Annotated in this window: 7 protein-coding genes; 5 read left to right on the top strand and 2 right to left on the bottom strand. The window is 44.6% G+C overall.

From position 1 onward, the window contains the following. Positions 1–231: 231 nt before the first annotated feature. A complete protein-coding gene (locus tag NAF19_RS24370; protein ID WP_252792967.1) occupies positions 232–498 on the bottom strand; it encodes a hypothetical protein in 267 nt (88 codons plus the stop codon). 215 nt (positions 499–713) lie between these two features. Here NAF19_RS24370 and NAF19_RS24365 point away from each other — a divergent pair, with 215 nt between their 5' ends. The 3 genes from NAF19_RS24365 (at position 714) to NAF19_RS24355 (ending at position 4,802) form a co-directional block, all read left to right on the top strand. Beyond that, positions 714–1,655, top strand: a complete 942-nt coding sequence (locus tag NAF19_RS24365) for a collagen-like domain-containing protein (RefSeq protein WP_252792966.1) — start codon at positions 714–716, stop codon at positions 1,653–1,655. A gap of 198 nt (positions 1,656–1,853) precedes the next feature. Continuing rightward, the gene (locus NAF19_RS24360; RefSeq protein ID WP_252792965.1) at positions 1,854–4,418 is read left to right on the top strand and encodes an outer membrane beta-barrel protein; all 2,565 of its coding nucleotides are present in this window, start codon (positions 1,854–1,856) and stop codon (positions 4,416–4,418) included. A 102-nt stretch (positions 4,419–4,520) separates the two neighbouring features. After that, complete coding sequence (locus NAF19_RS24355) at positions 4,521–4,802, top strand: hypothetical protein (protein WP_252792964.1); 282 nt, start codon at positions 4,521–4,523, stop codon at positions 4,800–4,802. Between the two features lie 251 nt (positions 4,803–5,053). On the opposite strand, the gene NAF19_RS24350 is transcribed toward NAF19_RS24355, so the two are convergent. Then, the gene (locus NAF19_RS24350) at positions 5,054–5,422 is read right to left on the bottom strand and encodes a response regulator (protein ID WP_252792963.1); all 369 of its coding nucleotides are present in this window, start codon (positions 5,420–5,422) and stop codon (positions 5,054–5,056) included. A gap of 146 nt (positions 5,423–5,568) precedes the next feature. Here NAF19_RS24350 and NAF19_RS24345 point away from each other — a divergent pair, with 146 nt between their 5' ends. After that, positions 5,569–6,522 (top strand): helix-turn-helix domain-containing protein, encoded by a 954-nt coding sequence (locus NAF19_RS24345; RefSeq protein ID WP_252792962.1) that lies wholly within the window; start codon positions 5,569–5,571, stop codon positions 6,520–6,522. Between the two features lie 58 nt (positions 6,523–6,580). After that, entirely contained in the window at positions 6,581–7,513 is a 933-nt protein-coding gene (locus NAF19_RS24340; RefSeq protein ID WP_252792961.1) for a tetratricopeptide repeat protein, read from the top strand. Positions 7,514–7,588: the final 75 nt, after the last annotated feature.

The following is a 7,588-nucleotide window of genomic DNA, read 5'->3' as shown; positions in this document are numbered from 1 at the left end:
CCGGCTTCCTTCAGATTCCTCCTCGCGAAGGACACCCTTGCCTTGGGTTAACGCTTCCCACTATCAAGGCGCGTTCGGGACTTCCACCCTATAGTTTGCGCCCGTGCCGGGCGCACAAAAAAGAGTCCCGTCTGTTTTACAGTACGGGACTTTTTTATTTCGTATACAAATAAATACAGTGTATATTTTTATTAATTGCAGAGCATGGCTAACATCAACCTAATCTCTAAATCACAGCTGACTGATATTCTCGAAAAATGCCGTCTGCAGGTCGAGCAGCGATCTAACGTTTATTTTCTCGCCATAAGCGTCGAAACATAAAAACTTTGAATTTTTCATATCGTTATTTTTAGACCGCTCAAAAAAATTGAACGTTTCAAAAAAATAATGATTAGTGGTAATGTTGTTTTTATTGGTTTGCGAGCCGTTAAGCCGGAACCCGATCGCGTCGATCCACTTGTGCACTTTTGAGTGCAGGTTTGCATTAATGTTAGCCATAGGTTAATGTTTAGTGTTCTTTAAACGAAAATCGTGCCATATTGTTACCCCTGCATTGCATTACTTATAAACAATTGTTGGGGGAAAGCAGAAGCATTAATTGTGGATAATCAATAGACTTGTGCATAACTTTTCTTTTACCAAGCAATTAATGTAACTTATTTGAAACCCACGCCGTAGAAAGCACTGATAAACAAAAAAAATTACCCGAAATTATGAAACCACTTAGACTTTTACTACCTATTGCATTCATATTCCTTTTAAGCGTTACCGCTTGTAAAAAGGATAAAACGGCAGGACCGGCAGGCGCAACTGGCGCTGCAGGAGCAACCGGCGCACAAGGCGCTACAGGTGCAACAGGTGCTGCTGGACCACAAGGCCCCGCTGGCCCAGCCGGCGGACCGGTTGGACCGCAAGGCCCTAAAGGAGATACCGGCGCAACTGGAGCCCAGGGAGCAACTGGCGCTACGGGAGCAAACGGTAAGGATGGCGCTCAAGGCGCCACCGGGGCGACTGGCGCTACAGGAGCAACAGGCGCTACTGGTGCCACGGGTGCACAGGGCCCAATTGGCCCTCAAGGGCCCATCGGTGCTACAGGCGCTACCGGCCAAACAGGAGCAACCGGAGCACAAGGCCCTAAAGGCGACACAGGGGCTGCAGGTGCAACTGGCGCTACAGGTGCAACTGGTGCTACAGGAGCAACTGGCGCTAAAGGCGCAACTGGGGCAACCGGAGCTACGGGCGCAACAGGCCCGCAAGGTCCTAAAGGAGATAAAGGTGACCCTGGAAATGCCAACGTTCAAAATTTCCTGTTGGTAAACAAAGGCGTTGTAGTTGCCGGCCTTACCAAATTTACCATCCCCGCAATTACCCAGGCTATTGTTGACCAGGGCACAGTGTTGGTTTACCTGCGTAATACAGGGTCAAGTTCAGGCTGGTATGCTTTACCATACTCTGAGGCAGGTCACTCTATTACCTTTAACGATTATGGTGTTGGTTATATCGACCTGAAAGCAAACTTTACCCAATCAAGCGGCATCGACTTCAGGGTGGTAGTTATCCCCGGAACAGCTATAACAACGTTAAATGCTACCAATCCAAACCTAAACATCAGGAACTTTAACGAGGTAGCAGCAGCGCTTCACTTATCTAACTAATAGCTAACACAATAAGTATTTAATTCATATTCTTTCTAAATATTAAAGCCTCCTTTAACCAGGGGGCTTTTTCTGTTTATATGTAACAATGATATGATTATTAAATATTTAACGGTTTTTGTTGAACATTTGCATTCGATTTGTGTCATTAAGCATATTATTAAATAGTATTAACTCCTGCAGTACATCAAAAACAAAATGAAATCGATAATACTTGCCGTTGCAATTGCTCTTTTTACCCTAACGTCCTCATACGCGCAAACGGGCCGCGAAGTACATGGTATCGTGGTTGACACCACCAAACTATCGGTGCCATCGGCCAGCGTGAAGTTAGTGTCAGACAAAGGCGACAGCACCATATCAATTGCTGATGCAAACGGAAAGTTTGTTTTCCAGAATATAAAGGGAACCAAAATAACCATTACGGTAAGCTACATTGGCTATAAGCTATTTAAAAGGCGTTACACTTTAGATAACACCCCTACTGCTGCCGACTTAGGCACGATTGTGTTAAAGGCGGAGTCGAAAATGCTGAACGAGGTAACTATAGTTGGCGTTGTACCCGTAACGTTAAAGGAAGATACTGTTCAGTACCAGGCCAGCGCCTATAAAGTGCGCGAAAATGCCCCGGTTGAAGACCTGGTAAAAAAATTGCCCGGTGTTGATGTTGACATAAATGGTAACGTAAGTACACAGGGCAAACAGGTTACCAAAGTGAGAATTAACGGCAAAGACTTTATGGGCGGCGATGTGCAGAGTGCATTGAAAAACCTACCCGCCGATGTGGTTGACAACATCCAGATGATTGATGATTACGGAGACCAGGCCAACCTTACCGGCGTTAAAACCGGCGACCCTGATAAAATAATGAACATAACCGTACGCAAGGATAAAAACTACGGATACTTTGGCCAGGCTACAGCCGGAGATGGCCGTGATTTATTGCCTAAGGACCAGGGCGTGGCTAATCAAAACCGCTTTTTAACTTCATTAAATGCTTTCAGGTTTAACGGCGACCAACAGATCGCCGTATTAGGAAGCATTAACAATACCAACGTTAACACGTTTTCGTTCGGCAGCACCGGTGGTGGCGGCGGCGGTAACGGCGGTGGCGGAGGAGGATTTGGCGGAGGAGGTGGCCGTGGTAATGCCGGCCGCGGCGGTGGTAACGCCAATGGAAGCCTTATTACCAGCGCAAACGGCATTACCAATGCGCATTCGATAGGCTTAAACTTTCGCGATCAGTGGGGGAAGCATCTTTCAGTCTATGGCAGCTATAGCTTTGCTGATAACACTACTAACACCATCAACAATATTTTACAGCAAAATACATCGCCAACAAACCCTTCAACCCAAAACCAAAGCAGCAACGAAAAAGACCAAAATATAAACCACCGGTTTAACTGGAACATGGAATACAAGCCAGATACGGTTAACTATTTAAAGGTAACGCCTAATTTTAACTACGCGGGCACCAACACCAATGATGCAGAAAACGTTAATTTTGTGCGGAATGGTTCGGTAAGCTCGGCTTACACATCAACAACTACCGGCGACTCGCAGGCACCCACCTTTGGACTTACTGCCTTATACAATCGCCGCATTAAAGGCAGACGCAATTTAAGTATTACCGCAAGTATTAATTCAGGGCATAATTATTCGTTCCAAAATCCACTGTATAACTTCACTACCGGTGCGCCAACCGCGCCTGCAAACCAAGTTATTAATGTTACCAGCCGCACAACAAGCTATAATGTAGGTTTCTCGTACCTCGAGCCATTGGGCAAACGTTCGTACCTGGAATTAAACTACACGTTTAGCCGCTCAAACACCAATAACGATAAGGAAACAGATACTTTGTTCGACCAGGCAAACGTCGCTTTCAGGAACGACAGCGCCCTAAGTACACGTTACAATTACAACTTTACAACCAACCGCGTTGGCTTAAACTTCCGCTTTAGCGAAAAGAAATATAACTACGTATTGGGCATAGGTGTGCTGCCATCAGTTTTGGATGGCTATTCGCCGCAAACCGGCTTGTCAACCCACGTGTCGACATTTAACGTAATCCCGTCAGCCCGTTTTGTTTACAATTTTTCGCGCAGCAAAGCATTTACGGTACTTTACAACGGATCGAGCAGTCAGCCAAGTTTTACGCAACTGCAGCCGGTTGTTGATTTTTCAAATGCCCTATATCCAACCGAGGGTAATCCTAACCTAAAACCGCAGTTTACCAATAACTTCCAGATCAGGTATAACAATTTCAGCTTTGCTACAGGCGACGTATTCTTTGTGTCGGCAAATTTGCAAACCACGCAAAACGCTGTGGTTACCAACAGTATAACATTCCCGCGGGTTTACGCCCGCGACCCAAGATTCCAGAACACCATTTTAACAACATATACCAACGCCAGCGGATTTTACAGCATCCAGGGCCGGGCAACGTATTCCAAGCCCTGGGACAATCGTAAATTTTCGTTAAATCTTAACGGAACGCTTACTTATGCCAACAATATAGGCTACTTAACCAGTGTTGACACCAGCGGCGTTTTTGACACGCAGAAAAACATTGCCAAAAACCTGCAGGTTACACCGGGTTTATCTTTCCGCGTTGATATTACCAACCATATTGATGCCCAGGTATTCACCAACTATAGCATAAACAGAACACAAAATTCGATATCCAACTCACTTACTGAAGGAGTATCGAACATCCGCGCATGGTCATCGGGCGTTAACGGCAAAAACTATTTTGGCGACTAGACATTCAGCTATGACTTTTCGCATATTTCCAACTATGGATATACGTCGAACGTGGCCATTGCCAATCCCAACGTGTTAAACATTTACCTTGAGCGCAGGTTTATGAAAGATCATCGTGGTACCATCCGCGTTTCGGCGTTCGATTTATTTAATCAAAACACCGGGTTTTCGTCAACAACTACGGCAAGTTCAATTACCCAAACACAGGTTAACAGGCTTTCGCGTTATTTCCTGGCAACTTTTACTTTACGGCTGCAAAAATTCGCCGGCAAATCACCGATGGGCGACCCATCTTCACGCGGGTTTAGACGAGATGGCGGCGGCGGTGGTAACCACGGTGACGGCGGCGGTCCGGGTGGCCTTCCCGGCGGTGGTCCTCAATAGCAACAAAAAAGCTTCCTTGCATAAACGAGGGCACTGAAAAAGTCCCTACTTATCAAAAAGAGCCTGTTTTCAAAATTGAAAACAGGCTCTTTTCTTTGATGTATTCGGGCAGGTGGTGGAGAGCATTTTTGTATAAACGATTCTCAGAGCCTCTATTTTAGTTGTAAAACAACCATTTTAAATTTGAAGGACTTTTTCAGTGCCTTCGCATAAACAGGGAAGCTTTTTTTCTTATATAGATATTTTAAACTTTACACTAGCACCGAGTTAATAACCCGCTCCAGCTCTTCAAGGTCGAAAGGCTTGGCAAGGTAGGTTTCGGCACCGGCATGGTTCGCCAGCAGTTCAATATCGCTGTTAGCCGAAAAATAAATAATGGGGATGTTTTTAAGCGTTTCGTTTTGCTTAAGTTTTTGCGTGGCGATAATGCCCCCGTCGTCGGGGATCCAGTTGTCCATAAGGATTACATCCGGCATAATTGCCGATACCTTTTCGACAATATTATTGCAATCAGTGTAGGCATTCACTGCCCACCCCTGTTCTTCTAAAATAAAACTACAAATAGAAAGGATGTCCTCATCATCATCGAAAATAATGATTTTCCGGGTGTCGTTGTTCATTGGCTAAGAGATATGTGAAGCTATACAATCTATTTTAGAAAAACAAATGTTTTCCTATTAATATAAGAATTTTCAGGGCAGGTTAAGCACATCCTAACAACTACATAAATATTATATTTGATAACACCTTTTTAATTGCCATGTTTATGCCAATAGCAAATAGCTTTGCTTTAATTGATAAGTTCCCGCGTTTTGATACCCCGGGTTTTGATATTGATGCATATAACGAAACTTTCAGGCGATCAAATGTCATTATAAATGCCCACTCATCTGACGTTTCATACGCAGAGCATTGGGGCTGCCTTTCGATAAAATGCGCCTTTGGCGGCACTGAGACGTATAAAATTAGCGATAGGTATTATGCGGTTACCGATGACGCCTATTTTATTTGTAATGAAGGGCAATATTATTCGAGCTTTATAGCTGCTAAAAAAACGGTAGAATCTTTTACCGTAAACTTTACCGGCGCTTTTGTTAACCAGGTTACAAGCAGTCTTTATGCAGATACGAAACTGATTGATGACCCGGGTTTCATCGGCGGCGGGTCGTGCGAATTTGTTGAGACGCTTTATCGCCATAGCGGCGATTTGAGGAATAGCATAGCCGGGTTAAGGGCCCTGGCTAGAAACTTCGGGGAAAACAGGGGCGAGATTTCAGAAAGCTATTACCAATTGCTTCAGAATCTTATGTTTTCGCAGCAGCATATTTTAAATGAAGTAAAAAAAGTTAAAGCTGTTAAACTATCAACCCAAAAAGAATTACACAAACGACTACACTATGCCAAGGACTATATCGAATCGTGCTATGTTGACGATGTGACGCTTGAAAAACTGGGCCAAATATCCTGTTTAAACAGCGCCTACCTGTTACGCAATTTTAAACTTTACTTCGGGCAAACCCCTTACCAGTATTTAATAAACAAGCGAATATCGGTTGCAGCCCGTTTGTTGATTAACACTCAAATACCCATATCCGAAGTTTGTTTTGACACAGGCTATGCCGATGTCAGTTCGTTTTGCAGGTTGTTCAAAAAAGTTTATGGATGTTCCCCTGAAAGTTATCGCTTAAGCAAGACAAAAAAAGTCATTTTTAGCACGTAAAAGCGCCGGCAAATCCGGTAATATTACGTTTGAACAATATTTATTTAAAACCGTTCTTATGTTTAAAGCACTTACCTTTTTTGTACTTGCAATTTTTACGCCCGGCATTATCTTAACGGCCATTGCTCAATCGCCACAGGTTAAAACCGCTGATTCCCTATATTTGGCCGGGGACTATGCGCATGCCAGGATCGCCTATAAAAACCTGGTGAATGACACCTCGAAAAATGGCATTTGGTGGAACAGGATGGCTTTTTCGTACTACAACACAGGCGACTACGAAACGGCTCTAATGGGTTATCATAAAGCGTTGACATTAAAGGCAGGACCGCCGCTTAAGGCCTCCATTTACTCGCGTATGGCGCGGCTAAACGCATTGCAAAATAAACCAGAGCTTGCCTATGCAAGCATTGATAGCGCCCGGGCTAATGGCTACGTGCAGTTTACCGAACTGGATAATTTAAAGGACTTCGATAGAATAAGGAGCACTCCACGTTTCAAAGAATTACGTACTGCCGTTTTTAACAATGCCTATCCTTGTATGGTTAACAAACAGGCCCGTGAGTTTGATTTTTGGGTTGGGGAATGGAAGGTATACGTAACCGGGACGAAGATTGTGGCAGGGCATAGCGTAATACAGCGAATTGCCGGGGGCTGTGCCATTTTGGAGAACTGGACATCGAGTAACGCAGCCAACAATGGCAAAAGCATCAATTTCATCGACCCGGTTACCGGCAAATGGAAACAATCGTGGGCGGGCGGCGGCGTACAGGAGTTTGTAAACGGCGAATATAAGGACGGTGCCATGCGTTTCACCTTTGAAACCACCGGCCCGCAAAACCAAAAACTGATAGGCCGATTTATTTTCTACAACCAAAGCGACGGCACCGTAAAGCAATTTAACGAAACCTCGGCCGATAACGGCAAAACCTGGACAACGTCGTACGACTTTACTTACGTGCGGGTTGGCGAAAGCAAGGATGACCTGTAAATAAAGCCGGCTGACGGGCGGGCTTCTTTACTGTTTTTACAATTTATTGTCGGTGGTGCGTGCGTGCCTTTTTAT

This window comes from Mucilaginibacter flavidus, from assembly GCF_024055575.1.
GTDB classification, from domain to species: domain Bacteria; phylum Bacteroidota; class Bacteroidia; order Sphingobacteriales; family Sphingobacteriaceae; genus Mucilaginibacter; species Mucilaginibacter flavidus.
This window is presented reverse-complemented; position numbering and strand designations above follow the sequence as displayed.